This window comes from Pauljensenia sp. UMB10120 (genome assembly GCF_030212035.1).
Lineage (GTDB): Bacteria > Actinomycetota > Actinomycetes > Actinomycetales > Actinomycetaceae > Pauljensenia > Pauljensenia radingae_A.
The window spans coordinates 160,073-178,180 of the sequence record NZ_JASODH010000002.1 but is presented as its reverse complement, the minus strand read 5'-3'; the positions used below and the strand labels follow the sequence as shown (position 1 = coordinate 178,180).

Annotated in this window: 16 protein-coding genes; 11 read left to right on the top strand and 5 right to left on the bottom strand. The window is 58.8% G+C overall.

What is annotated here, in order from left to right; translation table 11 throughout:
• Positions 1 to 71: 71 nt before the first annotated feature.
• Positions 72 to 1,037 carry a tetratricopeptide repeat-containing protein gene (locus QP093_RS02630; RefSeq protein WP_285014505.1) on the bottom strand — a complete coding sequence of 322 codons (966 nt, stop codon included), beginning with the start codon at positions 1,035 to 1,037 and terminating at the stop codon, positions 72 to 74.
• 212 nt (positions 1,038 to 1,249) lie between these two features.
• Positions 1,250 to 1,897 carry a TM2 domain-containing protein gene (locus tag QP093_RS02625; protein ID WP_285014504.1) on the bottom strand — a complete coding sequence of 216 codons (648 nt, stop codon included), beginning with the start codon at positions 1,895 to 1,897 and terminating at the stop codon, positions 1,250 to 1,252.
• 178 nt (positions 1,898 to 2,075) lie between these two features.
• On the opposite strand from QP093_RS02625, the gene QP093_RS02620 reads away from it, so the two are divergent.
• The 4 genes from QP093_RS02620 to QP093_RS02605 all read left to right on the top strand — a co-directional run bounded on the left by QP093_RS02620 (position 2,076) and on the right by QP093_RS02605 (position 4,967).
• Positions 2,076 to 2,708, top strand: a complete 633-nt coding sequence (locus QP093_RS02620) for a hypothetical protein (protein ID WP_285014503.1) — start codon at positions 2,076 to 2,078, stop codon at positions 2,706 to 2,708.
• Positions 2,709 to 2,717: 9 nt separating this feature from the next.
• The gene (locus QP093_RS02615; protein ID WP_285014502.1) at positions 2,718 to 3,311 is read left to right on the top strand and encodes a type II toxin-antitoxin system PemK/MazF family toxin; all 594 of its coding nucleotides are present in this window, start codon (positions 2,718 to 2,720) and stop codon (positions 3,309 to 3,311) included.
• Between the two features lie 333 nt (positions 3,312 to 3,644).
• A complete protein-coding gene (gene rpsT, locus QP093_RS02610; protein WP_058236375.1) occupies positions 3,645 to 3,923 on the top strand; it encodes a 30S ribosomal protein S20 in 279 nt (92 codons plus the stop codon).
• Positions 3,924 to 4,136: 213 nt separating this feature from the next.
• Positions 4,137 to 4,967, top strand: a complete 831-nt coding sequence (locus QP093_RS02605) for an aldo/keto reductase (protein ID WP_285014501.1) — start codon at positions 4,137 to 4,139, stop codon at positions 4,965 to 4,967.
• A 17-nt stretch (positions 4,968 to 4,984) separates the two neighbouring features.
• Here the strand turns inward: QP093_RS02605 and holA are convergent, their stop codons facing one another.
• Together holA and QP093_RS02595 are read right to left on the bottom strand one after the other, a co-directional pair.
• A complete protein-coding gene (gene holA / locus QP093_RS02600; RefSeq protein WP_285014500.1) occupies positions 4,985 to 5,968 on the bottom strand; it encodes a DNA polymerase III subunit delta in 984 nt (327 codons plus the stop codon).
• A 55-nt stretch (positions 5,969 to 6,023) separates the two neighbouring features.
• Positions 6,024 to 7,574 (bottom strand): ComEC/Rec2 family competence protein, encoded by a 1,551-nt coding sequence (locus tag QP093_RS02595; protein WP_285014498.1) that lies wholly within the window; start codon positions 7,572 to 7,574, stop codon positions 6,024 to 6,026.
• A gap of 523 nt (positions 7,575 to 8,097) precedes the next feature.
• Between QP093_RS02595 and QP093_RS02590 the strand changes: the two genes are divergently transcribed.
• Positions 8,098 to 8,670: a DUF4853 domain-containing protein gene (locus QP093_RS02590; protein ID WP_154955693.1), complete on the top strand. Its 573-nt coding sequence runs from the start codon at positions 8,098 to 8,100 to the stop codon at positions 8,668 to 8,670.
• Between the two features lie 30 nt (positions 8,671 to 8,700).
• Here QP093_RS02590 and QP093_RS02585 read toward each other — a convergent pair whose 3' ends face one another.
• Positions 8,701 to 9,471 carry a helix-hairpin-helix domain-containing protein gene (locus QP093_RS02585; protein WP_285014497.1) on the bottom strand — a complete coding sequence of 257 codons (771 nt, stop codon included), beginning with the start codon at positions 9,469 to 9,471 and terminating at the stop codon, positions 8,701 to 8,703.
• A gap of 193 nt (positions 9,472 to 9,664) precedes the next feature.
• Between QP093_RS02585 and QP093_RS02580 the strand changes: the two genes are divergently transcribed.
• The 6 genes from QP093_RS02580 to valS all read left to right on the top strand — a co-directional run bounded on the left by QP093_RS02580 (position 9,665) and on the right by valS (position 18,106).
• Positions 9,665 to 10,039 (top strand): hypothetical protein, encoded by a 375-nt coding sequence (locus QP093_RS02580; protein ID WP_285014496.1) that lies wholly within the window; start codon positions 9,665 to 9,667, stop codon positions 10,037 to 10,039.
• A gap of 9 nt (positions 10,040 to 10,048) precedes the next feature.
• Positions 10,049 to 11,689 carry an alpha/beta hydrolase gene (locus tag QP093_RS02575; protein WP_285014494.1) on the top strand — a complete coding sequence of 547 codons (1,641 nt, stop codon included), beginning with the start codon at positions 10,049 to 10,051 and terminating at the stop codon, positions 11,687 to 11,689.
• 108 nt (positions 11,690 to 11,797) lie between these two features.
• On the top strand, positions 11,798 to 12,307 hold the full coding sequence (locus QP093_RS02570; protein ID WP_285014493.1) for a DUF4853 domain-containing protein: 510 nt from the start codon (positions 11,798 to 11,800) through the stop codon (positions 12,305 to 12,307).
• A gap of 29 nt (positions 12,308 to 12,336) precedes the next feature.
• Positions 12,337 to 14,346, top strand: coding sequence for a helicase HerA-like domain-containing protein (locus QP093_RS02565; protein ID WP_285014491.1), 2,010 nt, complete (start codon positions 12,337 to 12,339; stop codon positions 14,344 to 14,346).
• 93 nt (positions 14,347 to 14,439) lie between these two features.
• Complete coding sequence (gene proC / locus QP093_RS02560; RefSeq protein ID WP_285014490.1) at positions 14,440 to 15,267, top strand: pyrroline-5-carboxylate reductase; 828 nt, start codon at positions 14,440 to 14,442, stop codon at positions 15,265 to 15,267.
• A 94-nt stretch (positions 15,268 to 15,361) separates the two neighbouring features.
• A complete protein-coding gene (gene valS, locus QP093_RS02555) occupies positions 15,362 to 18,106 on the top strand; it encodes a valine--tRNA ligase (RefSeq protein WP_285014489.1) in 2,745 nt (914 codons plus the stop codon).
• Positions 18,107 to 18,108: the final 2 nt, after the last annotated feature.

Genomic DNA, 18,108 nt, shown 5'->3' with positions numbered 1-18,108 from the left:
CTGTCGCCTTGACCAGTTGCGCACATCCCGGGTCAGGGACCACCGCCGCACGTCGCGCCGCTTCCGCTCGCCTACCGTTGCCGAATGCCCTCCTGCGTGTCGACAGCTTCCTGGCAGGAGCCCTGAATGTGCATGTAGATCTGCACATCCTCTTCAGTGAATCCGGCGGGCAGATTCTCCAGCAGTTCGGCGCACCAGTGCTGCGCGGCCGAATAATCGTCCTCATCGAGGGCGAGGGCGACCTGTAAGATCCGCTGCCGGGCTGTCATGTCAGCGCGCTCACCCAGGAACCGCCGGCAATCTTGTGCCAGGACAGACCATAATTGTCGCGCCTTTTCCACGTCTCCTGAGGCAAACAGGCATGCTGCAAGGGAATCGCGAATACTCAGCGTCAATTCGCTGCCTTGCCCCCACACCGGTATCACGTCTTTCACGAGCTCTTCGTAGAGTGCAATCGCTGCATCCCACTGTTCGTCGAGGGCGAGCACTTCGGCAAGATTGTCACGAATCGTCAGGAGCATCGGGTCATCAGGATCCAATTCGGCACCCATGTCATCAGCAAGTTGTCGGTATATCAGGGCAGCTCCCGCGTAATCTCGGCGTTTTTTATACGGCATTGCGGAGTTTGTGCGCGCGGCCCATGCCAGTGAATCGGTGTGCCCCAGGGTACGGCAGATATCCTTGATGAGCGGTTCGAACTGCGGCTGTGCAGCCTCGTCGTATCCGCTCATGCACATCCAGTACAGCTCCGAGTGACGGACAAGCAGGGACAGTGGGTGGCACGCTCCCAGATCGCGGCGCGCCAGGGTGACCGCTTTGGAAGCTGATCTGCGCGCGTAATCGGCCTGCCCGAGGTGCCCATGCCAATCGACGACCTGTTTCATGATGATGACTTGCGTCGCAGTATCGACGTTATTGCACGTGATCACCTGTTTGGCGACGTGAATCGCTTCTTCAAGGTTGCCTCCGTCTGCTAGCTGCCGCATACGTTCCAAGGCGCGCCCTTCAGTGGTGATATCACCGGCGCGGCTTTTCATATTGACAGGGGCTGGCATCCCCCCGGCACTGCTTCGATGCTGCGAGCCTGTCGTAGATTGTCCCACACCATTACCTCATTTCATGTCAGTTCCTTTCGGTTCACTCATACTGACATGAGTTCATGGCACACACATGTATGGCCGAGTACATCTGTGGATAAACGAAGGCTCCTTCTATCCCTGTGGATAAAAGGAGCCTTCCAGAGAAGTCCTCAAGCCTGCATCGGCACCCCGTGCCCATCATAGGCGTAAGATCCCGATCCGATGAAGTACATGATCGATTCGATAAACGCCCAGATCGCGACACCGGTGAGCGTGAAGAACCCGATGATGATGAAGCACAGCGGGAACGACACGAGCGTCACCAAGAGCTGAATAATGCCCAGCGTCGTCCTACCGGCATAGAAGTTATGGACACCGAGCGTGCCGAAGAACAAGCCCAGGATTCCTGCGACGATTCGCGACTTCGGTGCCGAATAGGTTGGATTCGCCTGATATCCGGCGGGATTCTGGTAGGCGCCCTGAGACTGGTAGCCTCCCTGGTTGCCATACCCGCCCTGGTTTGGGTACGGGGTTGCGCCGTGCGCCTCGTACACACCCTGGTTGGAATAGCCGCCATAGGACTGGCCCTGGTATGAGGACCCATCGGGAGCGCCATTGGCAGCACCGTTGGGAGCGCCGTTGGCCGATCCATAAGGGGAACTGCCGTACGACCCGTAATATTGCGACGAGTTATATCCGGACTGTTCCAATGCGGATCCAGTTGATGCTGAGTTGCCGTAGTCCTGGCGGGAATCAGACGATGAAGGAACATCCTGTTCCGGCCACCGGCTGGCACCATACGTGTGATCGTTGTCCACTGAGAATTCCTAACGTGTCACGTACCGACCTGAAAGTATTTTCAGACACTAACAGTACTGCAGATGCCCACAATTGTGCAGGTGGTATATGAATTAGCCTCGCATTCTGTCCGTGATGCCACGCACACCGGCCACTTTTGGGTGACAATGATGACGAAGCGTACTGAAGGAAGGTTCCATGACGTCTGAAGCAACCCCGCTGCCGCCGCGCACACATACACCCATCCCGGCCACCACTCAGCGGGTTTCCCGGTGGATTGCACGCGTGACAGGTTTTATCGGCCTGCTCGTTCTGATCACAGCCGCAACGACAGCAGCCATCTGCGCATTGCTCGGCATTTTCGTGGTGCGCCAGCGCGACGGTTTCGGCTCATGGCTCCCCCTGATTATTGCGGTGGTCACATTGCTTGTCACCGGTGTCTTCTGGTACGAACGACGCCTGTGGGTCAAGGCCATTCGGGAAGACTCCCGGGCACATCGCCATTCGAGTGGAGGCAACTCAATCACCATCCACAATGCTTCCCCCTCATCGCCTCAGGAGTCGGCACTTTCTCCCTCGACAATTCTTGACCGCGAAGAAGTGCGCTGGCTCAACGCACGTAAGGAATATGACCTGCGGCGCAAGACCACTCTTCCTCGTGTCGAGGCAGCTCAACGTGCCGCAACGGAATACCTGGGCGGGGTGGAAAATGCGCCCTGGCTCGAACGCGATTTGCGCACCAGCGTGATTGCCTTCTTCGCCATGACGGCGGGTGGTGCGATCTGTGCAGTCACCTGCCTTGTTTCCATCATCGTTCTAGCTTCTCATTAGGATTTCCTCATGCCATCGTGGTCCCGACTCGCACGCAACATTGCCCGCAAAGCGCTGTTCACTGTGGTGTCTCAGATGCGCACCTCCGGCTCACAGGCGCCCACGCAGACACGAAAATCGCAGCGCAACTCCATGCCTTCTGACGGTTCCCAGCCGCGCCCCCTCGGCGCGCATTCCATTCGCGAGGTTGACTTGTCCGAGGGTCTTGCGCATACCTCCTACGATCCTGATCCGGATGGGGATGCGGATCCGGGTGAAGTGGTGTGGACGTGGGTTCCCTATGAGGAGGATGCCTCCCGCGGAAAAGATCGCCCGGTCGTGGTCATCGGCCGCTCGACAAAGTCAGGCACCCACGGCGTGTATGTTGCGCAGCTGACCTCGAAGGACCACGATCGAGATGCCCGCTGGGAAGCCTCGCAGGGCCGTCACTGGATGGACGTCGGTACCGGCAAGTGGGATTCACGAGGGCGCCCATCCGAGGTTCGACTCGATCGGATTTTATGGGTAGCTCATGATGAAGTGCGTCGAGAAGGCGCAACACTGAAACGTCAGATCTTCGAACGCGTCATCAACGGCATGCGCACCGTCGACTCGAACAGGTAAGGACTGCCGCCAACTCCCACCGCTGAAGATTTTCGTTGAGTCGTGCGACTGCTCACTATCGTCAAGGTGCGCCTCTGAGAGGGCCACCGCCGGCTCACTTGTTCTGGAGCCGGCGCCCGAACCGGCCGAAGGTGAGCGTATTCACCCCGTTTTTTCGTTCAGCTACTGGCACGGACGCGCTTGATGCTGGTAATGTTAACGGTCGGGCTCCCGGCTTGGTCGAGCAGGGGGTCTGGTTGTTTACCGTTTGCGGGATGTCCCCTCGTCCCAGTCCCGGTAGCGACAGAACCCTCACCGACCTGGACGTTCATGAAGTAAGGAGATTTCCGGACAGTGGCGAATATTAAGTCTCAGATCAAACGCAACCGCACCAACGAGAAGCGTCGTCTGCGTAACCAGTCAGTGAAGTCTGAGCTGAAGACCTTGGTACGTAAGGCTCGCGAACTCATTGAAGAAGGCGACGAGGACGCTGCAGAAAAAGCAGTGCAGGTTGCTTCCCGCAAGCTTGACAAGGCTGCTTCCAAGGGCGTGATTCACCGTAATCAGGCCAGCCAGCGTAAGTCGAAGCTGTCGCACCGTCTGAACAAGATGACGGCTGAAAAAGCAGAGTGATTCTGCGCCCCGAGCGGGCACACACTTTCACAGGGAGCAGGCATGGCGCCTGCTCCCTCGCTTTTTGGTTCGGCCACGCCATCCTCCTTCGTCCGCTTCGCGCGCCATCACGCATTCGCCGGCATTTTCTGCTCGCGTTATCGCAGGTGTTCCGCGTTCGACCGTCCTCGTTCTCGTTCTGCACGCGAGTGTGGTCAATGGCACACTGGAGCCATGAGCGATATTCCTGTGATGAAACTGAATGACGGCTACGAGATCCCTCAGCTGGGCTTTGGGGTATTCCTCGTTGAAGAAGATGAGGCACAGCGGGTAGTGATGGACGCCCTCGAAACTGGCTATCGCCACATCGACACGGCGAAGATCTACGGGAACGAGGAAGGCGTCGGACGCGCGATCGCTGAATCGGGAATTGCCCGTAAAGACCTGTACATCACCACGAAGCTGTGGAACGATGACCAGCCGAATGCACGCCAGGCACTTGAGCAGTCCCTGGAACGCCTGGGACTTGACTACGTTGACCTTTACCTCATTCACTGGCCGTGCGCCCGGCAGGATGCGTACCTCGATGCATGGCATGAGATGGAGAAGTGCCGAGAGGAAGGGCTGATTCGCTCGATCGGTGTGTGTAATTTCCTGCCGAAACACCTGGAGCTTTTGCTCGGTGAGTCAGAGACTGTTCCGGTTGTGAACCAGATTGAGTTGCATCCGACCTACCAGCAAAGCTCGGTGACGCAGTATTCACGCTCGCACGATATTGCGATTGAAGCCTGGGGACCGCTGGGACAGGGCAAGTACGACCTGTTCGGTGAGAAGCCGATCAAGGAGGCCGCTGAAGCTCATGGAAAGACTCCTGCTCAGGTGGTATTGCGGTGGCATTTGCAGATGAAGAACATCATTTTCCCGAAGTCAGTACATGTTGAGCGCATGCGCGAGAACATGGAGATCTTTGATTTCACGTTGACCAGTGACGAAATGAGCACGATCACCGCGCTGGAGCGAGGCAACCGTGTCTCGTCTCACCCCGACGAAGTCGAAGTGGACTAGAAGCGGCTCCTAGGCTCTTAGGCGCGGGCCGACCCGCGCAGTCGACAGATCGTGAGGACACATTTTTCGACTGCGCGTTCAGGGTCACGTGACAGGCCTTTGGCCTCTTCGTCTGCGAGCGCGATGGCTTCAATGGCACCGGCCAAAGCCGTGTCAGTCCACCCTTGCACGTCCCGTCGTGCACGGTTGAACTGCCACTGATTCATCGACACAGACTGCAGAGCGCCACGCGGAGCGGTTGTGTACGCCATCGACCGAAACTTCGATGCCAGTGCGCCGACGATCATCAGCGGCGCGACACCTGTTGCCAGAGCGTGGCGTAGCAGTGTGAGCGCCTGAGCTGTCCGACCTGCGAGTGCAGCGTCAGCAACGTCAAAGCCGGAGGCTTCCACTCGGCCTGAATGGTAACGGTGGACGGCTTGCGTCGTGATCGTCCCTTCGACGTCACTCATGAGTTGGGACAGTGCGCTCATCATTTCCGCCAGGTCAGATCCCAGAGCGCCGACGAGCATGTGCGCAGCTTCAGCTTCGATGCGTCGGTGCAGGCGGCGCGCCTCGGACATGACGAGGTCGATTTTTTCGTTGTCGTATTTGAGCGGATCTGCCGCGATCGTGGGCACATGTGCTTTCTTGAGCGCATCGAGCACTTTCTTGCCACGGTTACCGCCGTTGTGTCGGACAATCATCCACACGTCGTCTGCCGGGTTGTCAATGTAGGCCAGCAGATCCACCATCAGTTCGTCATTGGTGACTTCAAAATTAGGGATCACGATCAGGCGGGGTTCACCGAACAGGGACGGTGAGGTGACAACATCGAGTTGTCCAGCCAGATACGTGGCGGCCGAAATCTCCACGCGTTCAACTGAAGCGTCGCGTTCAGTGGCCTGGCGTCGAAGCTCACTGACGGCACGGTCTGCCAGGAAAGCTTCGGATCCTTTAACCAGCACAAGAGGTGCCAGTTTGATCGGGTCACTTGAGCGTGACTGGGATCGACGCGCCATCTGCCATCCTCCTCCGCTTCCTCACCGTGTCGTTTTTTAGATTCAGGGTATGCCACTAGTGTGACATGCGTCGACGGCATCTGCGTACCACGGTGGACACACTCAGCATTCCGATTGCTGCGCTGGCCAGGACGATAGTTCCCTCGATCCCCTGTGGCCATGACACGTTCGCCATCGGCCATGACGACACCCATGTAGCGACCCACGCGATCCATCCCGTGAATATTTGTGCAACGTGCGCCATCAGGGTTGCTGCAGCGGGCCACCACGGCGCACACACCGCTGTCATCAGGGCGCAGACGCACGCTGGCGCGATGACAGGGCTGACCAAAACGTTCGCAATCACACCCCACACTGGTAGAAGCGGCGACATCAGTACGAGGACAGGCGCCACCAGGATTTGAGCGGCAAGTGGAACACAGCACGCCTGCAGCAGGCGTCTGATACAGCGCGCATACCAGGCATCGCTGCGCACCGCATGCTTGACAGCTTCGTTCCACTGTTGAGCAGGGCCGACAACACCCCACGTGGCAAGGACGGACAGCGCAAACCCCACTGCCCGGGCAGAAAACGGGTCAATCAGCAAAACCAGTACGACCACGGTGGACAGCGCTGCCTGCGCTCCCCCAGGCCGTTTGAGCAACAAGCCTGCGACTCCGACGCTCGCGGTCAACACCGCGCGTATGACCGAGGGCTGCGGTCCGACAACTGCCACAAGAAGACTCATTGCCGCAAGGGTCGTGCCAGCGCGGATCAATCCTCGCCCTGGCACTGCGCTGACGATCAGTGACAACATGATCGCGATGTGAGTTCCGGACACGGCCGTGAGATGCGTCAGCGACGACGTCTTCATTGCGTCCGAAAGCTCCTCGTTCATGGCGCGATCATCACCAATGGCGACGCCGGGAACCAGCGCCTGGCCTTGCACAGTGAGCGTCGAGCACACCTGACGCATCGATGATCTGACATGACGGACAATCGAGACCCATCCGCCCGGGCGTTCAGTCAGCTCAATGTTCTCAGCCTCCATCGCGCCCACAAACGGCGGGTCGGAGCGAAACTGCGAGTCAATACTGCCGCGCACGAGTACGCGATCATCGCGCACATACTCTCCAATCCCTGCACCCATCAACATGACATTCACGTTCGAGGGCTGCCATTGACCGTGAGACACTTCAACCTGTTCGACGCGCGCGTCTGCGTAGAAGCGTGTCCGGTTCCACCGGCTTGCCATCGCAGCTGGGTCATCGATCAGGCGCACGCGGAGCGTCACGTAGGTGCGCCCAGAGTCGATGAGGCGCACGGTCGGATCCCGCGCATGAGCATCGCAGGCACTGCCGGCAACTATTGCAGCCGCACCCGATGCGATAAGTATTGCCGCCCATCCCAACCGTAACGATCCGACAGGAGTGCGCATCCGGCGAGGGCGAGGCCTCCCTCGTTCATTGTGCCAATCACGAACACGCCACGCGGCCAGTGTTGCTGCGAGTGCCACAAGGACACCGGTCACTACCACCGCATCCTTCAGGTGGATCGGGATGCGCAGACAGATGAGCAGGGTGATCCAGATGCTGGCGGCAACCGGCGTGACACGCATATCACGCATGCGCGGATAAATCCTCGGTGAACTCATCGGATGGCCTTCAGTGACGGTGGCGCCCCGGGAAACGGCTGACCGGCATGGCAACGGCGAGTGCGAGCCGATGATTCAATCAAGAAAAAGTGCTGCATGAGGACGAGGGTATGCATTCGTCTCACCGCCTACCACCGTGTGTCCTTCGCCTGTGTGTGAGCGCTGCACACGTGTGGTGACTGTGGACGGCGGTGGTTTTCCACACGACAAAACCCCGGTCGGATTAAGTTGTCGTTCGATTTACAGGGGCGACGCAGCGCGCTTACAGTAGGACTCATCTAACCGCGCTCATGACAAGGACACCCGTTTGAACCCACCATACGTTGCTCCTGATGCTCACGACGCTGCGATACGGACGCCTCCGGGACCATCTCCAGAACTCTTGCACCTGCGCGCATCAACGAGGATCGTCCGCGCACTGAGTGCAGCACGCTTACAGCGCGCTCACACCAAGTCCCGCACTGATGCGCTGAGAACGCGGGTGCGATCGTTCCTGATGTTTCCACTTGTCACACTCATGGTTGCGTTTGCGCTGACGTCGTGTCATTCCTCGCAGCCGACGACGGATAATCAATTCTGGGATGGATCCTTATCCCTCGAGCAGCGCGCCACAATCGAGGATGTTCAGCGCACTATCCTGCCCGCATTCCAGGAAATCCTCGCCAACCTGTCCGCAGCTGGAGCCGGACAATTTTCAGAGCTCGAGGGCCCGTCGCTGACGGGTCGTGCGACTGATCGCGACACGGGCAAGATCTCGGCTTTTGAAGTTGCAACTGCCATTGCCGCTGGCCACGCAATTCCGCCTGAAGAGGCTCGCCGGATCACAGGCGACATTGTGACCCCGCTCGGAATGACCCAATTCAGTGACCTCACACCCGATGATGACAACACCGGCGAGGTCTCGTACAACTGGTTTGATCCGGATAACGGTGGATTCGTCGAACTGACGATTCTACCCGATGGTTCCATGACTGTTTATTACATTTCAGGCATGCGCCCGACGGATGGTTCGACAACTCAAGCCGAACAGTGGACTGATGGAGCCCAGTCCGATGCGAGTGCCCAGTAGCGGGCGTTTCTGTCGGTGGCAACGCCGCGCTTACACACACGCACCTGTCGAAATCTTCTGAAGCATTGCCGGTCCAATGCCAGAGACATCATCGAGCTGTTCGACTGAATCGAAGCGACCAACTGTCTGGCGATAGTCAATGATGCGTTGCGCAATGGCTGGTCCCACGCCGTCGAGATTTTCGAGTTCGGCAGATTCAGCGGTGTTGATGTTGATACAGGATGGTGCCGTGTTGCCTACCGGGTTGCCATCAGAGTCATTGCTTGACGGAGTGCCTGTCTGAGCACCGGGTGGGGGGCTTTCACCTGGTTTGGTCACGGCAATGTGTTCACCATCGACCAGCACGCGCGCCATGTTGAGCGATTCAAGGTCGGCATCAGCAAGTGGACCGCCCGCAGCATCGACCGCATCGATGACTCGTGAGCCGTCGGGAAGCTCCACGACTTGCGGCTGCCCGACCTGCCCTGTCACGTAGACGGTGACGCTGGCAGTGTCAGATGGGGTGAGTAGATCGCCCTCGTCAACGCCCGTAACAGCCGAGGAGGACTGGGCGGACTGAGCAGCCGGTGCTTCGTTTGGCGATGATTCGTCGAGGCTATGGGCGGTATCTGGAGCTGAACGAAAGCGCCATACTGAGATTGCGCTGACAAGGACAATGACGAGGACCAGGACAATGACTGCCGGCGCCGATGGCAGAATACGGATGCGCTGCTCGGGTGTTTCGTCGCCGCGTTCAGACGCTGCCTGGGCGTACACAGCGTGTGTCAGCTTTTTGAGACGACGGCGTTGAAGGAGGTCCATGTGGGCACTGTATGGATACTGCGGACTGTCTCGGAACAGCGGCAGTGCGAGTGTGGATAACTCCAGCGCGCAGTGCCTCATGTGGATATCTGGGCACTGTCCACATCACAAGCGATTTATTCCAACCTCTTTACTCGAGGGCATGCATCTCTTACCATGAAAACGCCCGCTGACAAGGAGACAGAGGACTACCGTGACAGATTTACATGTTGTGCCAGGAGATTTCGGCAAGCTCTCCAATTCAACTGCATCTATCGCTGACGATGTCCGCTCCGTCACAGTGGCGGATGCACTTTCAGGACTTTCATCAGCAATGCCCGGCGCATCGTCACCTTCAGCCGCGGCGGAGGCCGGCGCGAATATCGAGGAACGCTCAAAAGCTACCGCCAATTTGCTGTCTCGGTTCAGCGATGCTTCTATGAGTACTCAAAACAGCTTCAACGCCACAGAAAACAGCATTACTAACGGATTTTCAGGCAACACTGTAGAGCCGCCAGCGTACTCAGAACCTGCTAGAGCCACTGATGGCGGCACAGGTGGGGACACCGCTGTTCACACAGTGAAGTAGGAGGTCGCAATGCCCTCGTGGAGCGATATTCAATATTGGAATGACAGCCCGGTCATTGAAGCGGCGAACAACCTGACTGATTCCTACCATAAGTTCCGAGCTCAGGCGGATGAAGCAGCCGCAGCACGAAACGAGATCCAGTCTGTTGGTGAGGCTGCAGACTCAGCGCGCGATCAATTAGGCACGATCATTGAACATCTGAGCCGCGTCATTAATGACACTGCCGAGCTCATGATGGCAACGGCAGATGCTGCTGATGGCGTCAATGAAGTCAGGACTCTCGTTCATGAATGCATCACTCAGGCACAGATCGATGGTGTGGCGATCCATGCAAATGGATCGGCATCTCATCCCCCGCCACCGTCCACTCTCCCCCCAGACGTTTATGCCATTGAGGCGGCGCGGAACGAAGCGGAATGTCAGGCTACGATTGCAAACATCAACCGTGCAGTTCAGCGAGCAACAGAAGTGGACAGCGAGTATGCACATCGCACTCGCGCCGTGGCAGAAGGCTCTTATCGAAATTCGGAGAGTAGCAGCTCTACGAGTCCGGGTTTATCAGATTTGCCTGACCCTGCCACCTGGTCACCAGCAGAAATCGCAACGTGGTGGAATGCTCTATCTGAAGATGAACAAGATGCCCTCATCAAAAATCATCCAGACCTCATCGGAGGGCTGGACGGCCTGCCTGGATCCGCACGCGATGAAGCCAATAAGATTCGTCTTCCTGCCATGCTCTCTGAAGCTGAGCAAGCCGAGAAGGAAGCTCGCAAGAAATACCTTGATGCTCAAGAACGCTTGGGGCCATCGGGTTTTGCATCACTCGAATATAGTGAATGGCAGCGAGCTCAAGAGAAACTGGAAGATCTTCGCGCTGTCGAGTCCACACTTAATTCCGACCCGGAATTGTCCTTACTCGTTTTAGACGATTCTGGAGAACGATTGAAAGCCGCTGTCGCTCATGGAGATATTGACAGCGCTAAGCACGTTGCGACTTTCGTTCCCGGTATGAACACTACAGTTCACGATAGTCTCGACTCGTACACGGCCAAGACAGACGTCATGCAGAGCAAGGCTTTGAAGAACAATAATGGCGATGTCGCAACTATTGCATGGCTCGGCTACGATGCTCCGGACTTGTCAGATGTTGCGTCCACATCTAAAGCACACGCAGGTGCCGACAGGCTCAATTCTTTCGTTGAAGGAATCCAGGTCTCGCGTGAGGCAGGCGAATATGGTGACCCGCATCAGACTGTTCTCGGCCATTCGTATGGCTCGACTACTTCCGGTATGGCAGTGAAGGACACGAGGACAGGGGTAGTTGACGATCTCGTGATGTTTGGCTCCCCTGGATCGGGTGTGCAGGACATCCGTGAATATAACCTGCCCGCTGATTCAGGAGGAGATCCGGGACCGCATGCGCACGTCTCGCACGCCCAATACCGAGATCGAGTGCAAGGGATAGGACCGGACTTTTCCTTCGGCAAGAACCCGAACAAGCTTGACGGCATCGAGCATCTCGCAGATTCCACTGCTAAGCCTGATACCTTCTGGGAATGGGTCGACCCGTTTTCGCAGCACAGTTCTTACTTTGAAGAAGGGTCTGCGACAATGAATGACTTCGGCCGTGTAATCGCGGGAGTGAAGTAGATGGTGTTTGCAGCACATACAAGACTGCACGCTCCGAGCATTCCCTTTCTATCCGTACTGACAATTGCAGCGTTGACAGCAGCGTCGTGTACCACAAAGGAGCAAACAGTGACTAACGAGTTCTGGGATGGCAGCGCCCCCTTTGAGAAGCGCCAGACAATTGAAAGCGTTCAAACGGAAGTTCTCCCCGCCTTTAAGCAGCTTCTCGACGAACTCTCCGAATCCGGAGCTGGGTCTTTCTCTGAGCTCAAGGGGCCTTCTTTGGACGGACGAACGACAGAGAAAGAAACCGGAGCCATCGTTGGCTTTGAGGTCAGCACTGCAGTCCTGGCCGGCAACGCAATTCCTGCTGACAGCGCGCGTGAAATCGGCGACCGTGTCCTCCCCCCAGCAGGTCTGAGCCACTTCACCGATATCACGCCTCAAGATGCCAAATCGGACACCACATTTAACTGGCACGATGAAGAAAACGGTGGATTCGTCGAACTGACGATTCTTCCCAAAGGCGATCTGACGATCTACTACGTCTCCGGAAATCGCCCCTCTGACGGCTCAACAACACAAGCCGGACAATGGATCGACGGTGCTCAGTCAATTGCGGGCGCCAACTCACCCTGATCCTTGCGGTGAGCTTTTAGACTCGAGATATGAGTGAAAACAACGCCGACTTGGAAGCTCAACTCGCACAGGCTCGCGCTCAGGCGGCCGAAGCTGAAGCACGCGCCGCCCGAGCAGAAGCTGAGGCCGCCGCAGCCCGCCTCGCCGCACTGGAAGCGCAGGGCGGATCAGTGCAGGCGCCCGCAGACCCAGCCCAAAACCCCGCCGAGAACGCACAGGACGACAACCCGCCTTCTGACAAGCCCCACGACGTGCAACCGCACGCTGACGAATCTGAGCAGGAGCAAGAATCCGCCGACAAGGCCTCAGCAACAGACAAGGACTCAGCAGCAGACGCGCCCCAGCAGGCACCAGAAGGCACGACAGACAACGCGCCCGATAAGCCTCAAGAAGACACGACGCCTCCTGCCTCTTCACCTTTGGCTGACACTATCAGCGCCGCCTACGCATTCGCGGACACCACATCGGCTCCAACCATCACGGTCGGTACGCTGCTAGACGGCGACACTCACCTACCCCAGGCGACCGCCACAATACCGCTGTCCATCCTCAACCGTCACCTACTCGTAGCCGGCGCCACCGGCTCTGGCAAGACTCGCACCCTCCAGCTCCTGGCAGAAGGACTGTCAACAGCGGGAACCCCGGTCGCCCTCGTCGATGTCAAAGGCGATCTGACCGGCCTTGCCGAAAAGGGTACCGCCAACGACAAGCTTGCTGCGCGCACGACCGCCAACGGGCAGGACTGGCAACCGGCTTCCTTCCCCACACAGTTGCTCACACCGGCAGGCTCCAACGCCCCTGTTCCCGGCGCGATGGTGCGCACACGCGTCAGCGATTTCGGGCCGCTGCTTCTGGCCCGCGCGCTCCAGCTCAACACCACGCAGGAGCAGGCACTTCAACTGATTTTCTCGTGGGCCGATACGAACGGTCTGGAACTTGTTGACCTCGGTGACCTGCAATCAGTCATCACATTCCTCACTTCCCCTGAAGGCAAAGAGGAGCTCAGCGGGATCGGCGGCGTGTCCAAAGCGACCGCCGGTGTCATCTTGCGCACGCTGACCGCCCTTGCTTCCCAAGGGGGTGACCAGTTCTTCGGGGAACCCGCATTCGACACGGCTGACCTGATGAAGGCCGACAGTGACGGGCGCGGGATTATCTCCCTGCTGGAAGTAGGCGACATGTCCCGCCAGCCGGCCCTGATCTCCGCGCTGATCATGTGGCTGCTCGCTGACTTGTTCTCCAGCCTCGACGAGGTCGGTGACCTGGACAAGCCACGCCTGACATTCGTCTTTGACGAAGCACACCTGCTGTTCACCGATGCGACCAAGGAGTTCGTGCGTCAGGTGGTCCACACCGTGCGCCTGATCCGTTCCAAGGGCGTCAGCATCGTCTTCGTCACCCAGTCCCCCACGGACATCCCCTCTGACGTGCTCGCACAGCTCGGTTCGCGCATCCAGCATGCGCTGCGTGCCATCACACCGGACGATCAGCGCCGCCTCAAGGATGCCGTCAAGACTTTCCCCACCACTGACCTGGACTTGGCGGAGATCCTGACCACGCTCGGCACAGGTGAAGCGGTGGTGACGGTACTCGACCCGAAAGGCCGCCCCACACCGCCCGCACCGTTCAGCATCTGGGCTCCCGCATCGGTCATGGGAGAGGCGTCCGACGCGACGATCTCTACGTTGTTGTCGGCCTCAGATCTGGTCGCCCGCTACGCCACGCCTGTTGACCCGCGCTCTGCCACCGAAGAGCTGGCTGAGCGCACCCAGAAAGCGATCGACCAGCGGGCCGCAGAAGAAAAGCAGGCCGAGCTGGAAAAGGAACAGGAGAAGGCTCGCAAGAAGGCCGAACGAGAGGCGGAAAAGGAGCGAGCCCGCTGGGAGAAGGAAGCCCAACGTGAGCAGCAACGCGCTCAGAAAGCCCGCGAGCGCCGCCAACGATCCATGGAATCGGCACTGGCCAACGTGATCAAGTCCGCCGGCACTCAGATTGGGCGCGAAATCACCCGCAGTATTTTCGGCACGCGCCGCAAGTAACGTCACGCCGGTCATGCCGCCCGCTTTGAGTCGCCCTCGTCCGCTGGCAATAATTGACGAGGGCGACGCGCGCACGCGACGAAGGAGAAGATCATGCGTATAGGTTTCGTTGGATCAGGATCAATGGCAGGAGCAATTGCTCGCGGAGCGGCTCACAGTGAGGCCATCGACTCCCTGATGTTTTCAGATGCCGGCTCCGGCAGGGCAGCCGCACTGGCCGATGAGCTGGGCGGACAGTCTGCGACCAATGAGCGTATCGCCGCCGAATGCGACATCGTCGTCCTGGCCGTCAAACCCTACGCGATTCGTGACGTGTGCACCGCGCTGGCTCCAACAATCGCCGAGCGCGGCGGGGTATGCGTGGCGTCCCTGGCTGCCGGCACGCCGATTGATACGCTCAGTGCAGCGCTGGGTGATGTTCCGATTGTGCGCGTCATGCCGAATGTGAATGCGCAGATCGGCCAGTCCATGAGTGCACTGTGTGCCAACAAGGCTGCCTCGACTACCGCCGCCTCCTTCACCACAAATGGCACCTACCTTGACGCCGTTCGCGCACTGATGAACGCGGTGGGCACCACCCTCGTCATTGACGAAGACAAGTTCGCAGTATTCAGCGCACTGGCAGGATGCTCACCGGCTTGGGTGTTTCAGATCATTGAGGCGCTCGCGCGCGCCGGTGTGAAATACGGCCTGTCGAAGAGTCAGGCGACCACCATTGCAGCCCAGGCGGTTGCCGGGTCTGCCAGTTTGGTCCTTGACCGAGCCGAAGACGGCATCGTGCCTGCTCAGCTGATCGATCAGGTCTGCTCGCCCGGTGGCACCACCATTGCAGGACTGCTCGCAAGTGAAGAAGCAGGCCTGTCGAATGCACTGGTCGCCGCTGTCGATGCGGCAGTCCAGCGCGACGGTGAGTTGAGGTAGACACCACTGGATGCTGGACGTCTTTGGTGGCAAGCGCCTTAACCTCGTAGGCTAAGGGCAGAGTTATACGCGTATCGGATGGAGTCAGACTCATATGACCACACAGCAACCCCTGTCATCGCGACCGCACCTGGGTCAGGTGCCCGACAAAGTGACAGCAGATGGATTAGAGGACAAGTGGGGCGGCCGTTGGGAAGACGCCGGAACGTACTCATTTGATCGCACGGCCACGCGTGAACAGGTCTATTCGATCGACACTCCTCCGCCCACCGTTTCCGGATCCCTGCACGTGGGGCATGTCTTTTCCTACACGCACACTGACGTGGTTGCCCGCTACCAGCGCATGATGGGCAAGGAAGTGTTCTACCCAATGGGGTGGGATGACAACGGCCTGCCAACTGAACGCCGCGTTCAGAATTATTTCGGCGTGCGCGTCGACACGTCACTGCCCTACGACCCCGACTTCCAGCCCCCGCACACCGGTGGCGGAAAATCCATTAAGGCTCGCGACCAGCAGCCGATCAGTCGCCAGAACTTCGTGGAGCTGTGCGAGCGCCTGTCCATCGATGACGAGAAGCAGTTCGAAGCGCTGTGGCGTCGCCTCGGCCTGTCGGTCGACTGGAAGCAGCATTACCAAACCATCGGCGCACATGCCCGCAAGGTTGCCCAGGCAGCGTTCCTGCGTAACCTGGCGCGCGGCGAGGCCTACCAGCAGGAGGCGCCCGGCCTGTGGGACATCACGTTCCAGACTGCCGTGGCCCAGGCTGAGCTCGAATCACGCGAATACCCAGGGTTCTACCACCGCCTCGCATTCCACATCACTGACGAGGGGGCCGCACGCCAAGCCGCTGAGCAGGGTGCACCGGTTGAAAACGGTCGCGATGTCTACATTGAGACCACGCGACCCGAACTGCTGGCAGCCTGTGTTGCCCTGATCGCTCACCCTGACGATGAGCGTTTCAAGCCGTTGTTCGGCACCACGGTTACCTCGCCCGTCTTCGGTGTGGAAGTGCCTGTCCTTGCCCACCCGGAAGCGGAGATGGATAAGGGCGCGGGCATCGCGATGTGTTGTACGTTCGGTGACACCACTGACATTGACTGGTGGCGCGACCTTGATCTGCCGTTGCGAGCTATTTTGCGCAAAGATGGCCGCATCGCAACCGACGTGCCCGAATGGATCACGGATCCCGCCGGCCGCCAGGCGTATGAGGCGATGGCCGGAAAGACCACGTTCTCAGCGCGTCAGGAAGTGGTTGACCGCCTGCGTGAGTCCGGTGAAATGAGTGGTGAACCCACTGAGACGCAGCGTCAGACAAACTTCTTTGAGCGCGGCGAAAAGCCTCTGGAAATCGTCACGTCCCGCCAGTGGTACATCCGCAACGGTGGGCGCCCATGGACGCATGAATCAACGGGTAAGGACTTCAATGAGGAGCTCATTGAGCGCGGGCACGCATTGGACTTCCACCCCGAATTCATGCGGGTGCGCTATGAGAACTGGGTGGGTGGCCTCAACAATGACTGGCTCATCTCCCGTCAGCGCTTCTTCGGCGTGCCGTTCCCGCTGTGGTACAGGATCGACGAGGATGGCACAACGCTGTACGACCAGCTGATCATTCCTGATGAAGCTGACCTGCCGATCGATCCGTCCAGCGACACGCCCCACGGATACACGGAGGATCAGCGTGACCAGCCCGGTGGCTTCGCAGCCGAGCTGGACATTATGGACACGTGGGCGACCTCGTCCCTGTCCCCACAGATTGCAGCCGGCTGGCTGGAAGACGAGGACCTGTTCACCCGCGTTTACCCGATGGACCTTCGCCCGCAGGGGCAGGACATCATCCGCACGTGGCTCTTCTCCACGGTGGTGCGTGCCGCACTCGAATTTGGCGAACTGCCCTGGCAGCACACGGCTTTATCCGGCTGGATCGTCGATAAAGACCACAAGAAGATGTCGAAGTCGAAGGGCAACGTCGTCACGCCGATGGGCCTGCTCGAAAAGTACGGGTCGGATGCGGTTCGCTACTGGGCGGCTTCCGCCCGTCTGGGTGTGGACTCAGCTTTCGACGAGTCGCAGATGAAGATCGGTCGCCGCCTGGCTATCAAGGTTCTCAACGCCTCGAAATTCGCGCTGACGATGGGCGACGATTCCGGTGAGGTGGATCTTGATGCCTCGCATGTGACGCAGCCACTTGACCAGTCTGTTCTGGCACACCTGCGTTCCGTCATCGACACTGCCAGCAGCGCATTTGCAGCCTACGACCATGCGCGTGCCCTCGAGGTCACTGAATCATTCTTCTGGACGTTCTGCGATGACTACGTGGAATTGGTCAAGGAGCGTGCCTACAACCACGACGGCGCCTGGTCGGACGAGGAAGCTCAGTCGGCACGCGCGACGTTGGCCCTGGTCATCAACGCTGCTGTGCGTCTGCTCGCACCCTTCCTGCCCTACGTCACGGAAGAGGTGTGGTCGTGGTATCAGGAAGGTTCCATTCATCGCGCGTCCTGGCCTACCCTCGATGAGCTGTCCGGCCCCGAGGGTGACCCGACTGTTCTGGATGCTGCGTCGGCAGCGCTGATCGTCATGCGCCGCGTCAAGTCGGAAGCCAAGGTTTCTCCGCGTACGCCGTTCCTGGCTGTGACGGTGCAGGCTCCTGCCGACATGATTCCTGCCCTCGAAATGGTGGAATCCGATCTGCGCTCTGCTACGAAGGTGACGGGTACGCTGACTCTTGAAGAATCCGCGTCAACACCCGACAGCGGCGATGATTCGCATGAGACCCACAGTGTCAAGGTTGCTGACGTGACCCTGGGTGAGCCTCCGGCCAAAAGAAAGAAGTAGTC

What these genes read in the sequence shown, in the direction of transcription:
- QP093_RS02630 (WP_285014505.1), bottom strand. Translation starts at nt 1,037, where the DNA reads ATGAAAAGCCGCGCCGGTGATATCACCACTGAAGGGCGCGCCTTGGAA.
- QP093_RS02620 (WP_285014503.1), top strand. Translation starts at nt 2,076, where the DNA reads ATGACGTCTGAAGCAACCCCGCTGCCGCCGCGCACACATACACCCATC.
- QP093_RS02615 (WP_285014502.1), top strand. Translation starts at nt 2,718, where the DNA reads ATGCCATCGTGGTCCCGACTCGCACGCAACATTGCCCGCAAAGCGCTG.
- QP093_RS02605 (WP_285014501.1), top strand. Translation starts at nt 4,137, where the DNA reads ATGAGCGATATTCCTGTGATGAAACTGAATGACGGCTACGAGATCCCT.
- holA (WP_285014500.1), bottom strand. Translation starts at nt 5,968, where the DNA reads ATGGCGCGTCGATCCCAGTCACGCTCAAGTGACCCGATCAAACTGGCA.
- QP093_RS02595 (WP_285014498.1), bottom strand. Translation starts at nt 7,574, where the DNA reads ATGCGTGATATGCGTGTCACGCCGGTTGCCGCCAGCATCTGGATCACC.
- QP093_RS02590 (WP_154955693.1), top strand. Translation starts at nt 8,098, where the DNA reads ATGTTTCCACTTGTCACACTCATGGTTGCGTTTGCGCTGACGTCGTGT.
- QP093_RS02585 (WP_285014497.1), bottom strand. Translation starts at nt 9,471, where the DNA reads ATGGACCTCCTTCAACGCCGTCGTCTCAAAAAGCTGACACACGCTGTG.
- QP093_RS02575 (WP_285014494.1), top strand. Translation starts at nt 10,049, where the DNA reads ATGCCCTCGTGGAGCGATATTCAATATTGGAATGACAGCCCGGTCATT.
- QP093_RS02565 (WP_285014491.1), top strand. Translation starts at nt 12,337, where the DNA reads ATGAGTGAAAACAACGCCGACTTGGAAGCTCAACTCGCACAGGCTCGC.
- proC (WP_285014490.1), top strand. Translation starts at nt 14,440, where the DNA reads ATGCGTATAGGTTTCGTTGGATCAGGATCAATGGCAGGAGCAATTGCT.
- valS (WP_285014489.1), top strand. Translation starts at nt 15,362, where the DNA reads ATGACCACACAGCAACCCCTGTCATCGCGACCGCACCTGGGTCAGGTG.